Below are 3,033 nucleotides of genomic sequence, written 5' to 3' on the forward strand. Positions count from 1 at the left end.
GGCGGACTCGTGCTCAGTGACAAAGGCGATGTCATCGGCCTCATGACGCAGAAGACCATCATCAAGCGCGGCACTAGCAAAGACGGCGTCATCACCCGCGAGCCATTGCCTGAAAACCTGCTAGCCACCGCTCTGCGCAGCGAGGCGCTGATGCCTTATCTCAAGACCGTGCCCAAAGTCACCGCCGACCGCAGCCCCAGCGGCTCCGACGAAGCCGATCTGGCCAAAACACTGCACAAAAGCATCGTCATGGTCCGCGTCGTCCGCGAGACACGCAAAGACATGTCCCCAGCCTCCGTCGCCGCTGCCGAAGCCGCCGCCACCAAAGATCCCAATGCCCTGCGCTGGAGCATCAGCAAATCCGGCACCCGCCACAACTCCACCTGCGACAACTTCAATCCCAAGAAGCTGTGCAAATCCACCGACGGAACGCCTTGCAAGAACTGTGGTGGTTAACGAACGACATCCATTCATGAGATTTTTGATCCTATCGCTTGCCTTTTCCCTGTTGGATTTATCCGCCATCGGGGCCGACCTGAGTCCGCACTACTTCAGCGCCAAACCGGGTGCCTTGATGAAGGCCAAAGAGAAACTCGCCGCTGGTGACAAACAACTCGCCAAAGCACTCAAAAAGCTCGTCAAAGACGCGGACAAGGCACTTGCTGAGCCCTTGCCCACGGTGATGAGCAAAGAGAAAATGCCTCCCAGCGGCGATAAGCACGACTACATGAGCATCGCGCCCTATTTCTGGCCGAATCCCGATACGAAGGATGGTCTGCCTTACGTCCGCCACGATGGCAAAGTGAATCCCGAGAGCCGCGATCCAAAAGCGAACGACAGCCCCGCCATCAAGATCATGGGCGACAACGTCGAGTCCCTCGCGCTGGCCTATTACTTCACGGGCAACGAGACCTATGCCGAGGGCGCAGCCAAAGTGGCTCGCACCTGGTTCCTCGATCCCGCCACACGCATGACACCGCATTTGAAGTATGCACAGGCCATCATGGGCGTGAATGACGGGCGCGGCACCGGCATCCTGGAGGCGCTACACATCTCAGTCGCAGCGGATGCGCTAGGATTGCTCGCTGAATCCAAGTCCTGGCCCAAGGACGACCAACAGGCTCTCAAAGAATGGCTCCGCACCTACCACGACTGGCTCATCCAGAGTGAACCCGGCAAAGACGAGCAAAACGCCAAAAACAACCACGGCACCTTCTATGACGTGCAAGCCGTGCGCATCGCCCTGGTGCTGGGTCGCGATGATTCCGCCAAGCGCATGCTCGAAGAAGCCAAACAGCGCCGCATTGCCGTGCAGATCGATCCCGATGGCAAACAACCGCTCGAACTCGACCGCACCACGTCCTTCAGCTACTCACGATTCAATCTCTTTGCCCTCACCGAACTCGCCACACTCGGCGAACATGCCGGAGTCGATCTTTGGAACTACACCACAGAGGACGGTCGCAGTATCCGCAAAGCCATCGACTTCATGCTGCCCTACGCCGACGTGCCACCGAAGGCCTGGACGCTGCCGCAGATCAAAGACAAGCACGAGTCCGAGTTCATGCCCATCTTCCGCCAAGCCACCCTCGCCTACGGCGGCGAGGCCTACGAAGCCATCATCGGAAAATACGAGGACTCGCCCAGCAAGCGTTTCCAACTCCTGTTTGTGAAATGAAACGCCTGACTCATATCGCATTCTCCATTGTCGTTCTTGTAGCACCGGTTGCTTTCGCACTGCCGTTGCCAGTCAAGGTCTTCATCCTTGCGGGCCAGTCCAACATGGAAGGCCAGGCAGTCGTCGATCTCAAAGGCAAGGACTACAATGACGCCAAAGGCACTTTGGTCACTCTCATGGCGGATCCGGGCAAAGCGCCGCTCTTCGCACACCTAAAAGCTTCCGACGGGAAGTGGGTCGTGCGCAGTGATGTGTCCGTGCGCTATCAGCGCGAGGATCGACCGCTGCTAGCTGGGCCGCTGACCTTTGGTTTCTCGGTCTATGGCGATGTGCATCACTTTGGGCCGGAGTTGCAATTTGGCCATGTGGTTGGCGATGCGATCAAGAATCCTGTTCTTCTCATCAAGACCGCATGGGGCGGAAAGAGCCTGTATCGCGACTTCCGCCCACCCTCCGCTGGTGGCGAGATCGGGAAGTATTACCAACTCATGCTCGCTCAAGTGCGCGAGACTCTCGCCGGTCTCGGTGAGCACGAACTCGCCGGATTCGTCTGGTATCAAGGCTGGAACGATGGCGTCAATCCGAAGACTGCGGTGCCGGAGTATGAGCAAAACCTCGTCCACTTGATCCACGACGTGCGCCGTGATTTGAAGTCGCCAAAGCTCCCCGTCGTCATCGGGGAACTCACAGGCCCGTGGGTCGATGCGCCGCCAGAGTGGACGAGACTGCGTCAGGCTCAAGCCGCTGCCGCGACTCGTATCGGCAAAGCCATCTTTGCCCCCACGCACGACTTTGTGCGCAAGCCAGAAGAGTCCCCCAATCCAAGTCACGGTCACCATGAGTTTGGCAATGCAGAGACCTATTTTCTAGTCGGCGATGCCCTGGGCAAAGCGATGGTCCAATTGATCTCGAAGTAGTCCACCACTCCCTCCTCTCACTCTCAAACCATGCGATACCTGCTCACTCTCCTGCTCTTCAGCGCGAATCTCCTCGCCGCTGACAACACACAACGCCTCAGCGAAGGCTGGGAGCACTACCAAGGCAGTCTCGGCAGCACCTGGGAAGTCTGGCGTGGGGATGCAGCGAGCGACAATGTCGCGTGGTCGAAGGTGACGCTGCCTCATTGCTTCAATGGCCGCGATGCCGTCGATCCTGATGTCCGCTACTACCAAGGCCCTGGCTGGTATCGCACGAAGCTCAAAATCGCCAACCCGTATCCGAATGGCCGCACGTTGTTGCACTTTGATGGCGCGGGGCAGAAGTCGCAGGTGTTTGTTTACACGGACAAAGTCGGCGAGCACGTCGGCGGCTACGATGAGTGGACCGTGGACATCACGGACGCGGCGGCAGAGGCG

Annotated in this window: 4 protein-coding genes; all 4 read left to right on the forward strand. The window is 58.5% G+C overall.

The window, feature by feature from the left end:
• Positions 1-456: hypothetical protein (locus tag ACKVY0_RS27690; protein ID WP_409218117.1), on the forward strand; the 456-nt coding region annotated here is incomplete at its 5' end.
• 16 nt (positions 457-472) lie between these two features.
• Positions 473-1,678, forward strand: a complete 1,206-nt coding sequence (locus tag ACKVY0_RS27695; protein ID WP_409218118.1) for an alginate lyase family protein — start codon at positions 473-475, stop codon at positions 1,676-1,678.
• Positions 1,675-2,595 (forward strand): sialate O-acetylesterase, encoded by a 921-nt coding sequence (locus ACKVY0_RS27700; RefSeq protein WP_409218119.1) that lies wholly within the window; start codon positions 1,675-1,677, stop codon positions 2,593-2,595. The genes ACKVY0_RS27695 and ACKVY0_RS27700 overlap by 4 nt, the downstream gene beginning before the upstream one ends.
• 30 nt (positions 2,596-2,625) lie before the next feature.
• The coding region (locus ACKVY0_RS27705) for a sugar-binding domain-containing protein (protein ID WP_409218120.1) at positions 2,626-3,033 on the forward strand (408 nt) is incomplete at its 3' end.

Origin of the sequence: Prosthecobacter sp., from assembly GCF_046154365.1 — a bacterium.
In the GTDB taxonomy this organism is placed as follows: domain Bacteria; phylum Verrucomicrobiota; class Verrucomicrobiia; order Verrucomicrobiales; family Verrucomicrobiaceae; genus Prosthecobacter.

What these genes read in the sequence shown, in the direction of transcription:
- ACKVY0_RS27695 (WP_409218118.1), top strand. Translation starts at nt 473, where the DNA reads ATGAGATTTTTGATCCTATCGCTTGCCTTTTCCCTGTTGGATTTATCC.
- ACKVY0_RS27700 (WP_409218119.1), top strand. Translation starts at nt 1,675, where the DNA reads ATGAAACGCCTGACTCATATCGCATTCTCCATTGTCGTTCTTGTAGCA.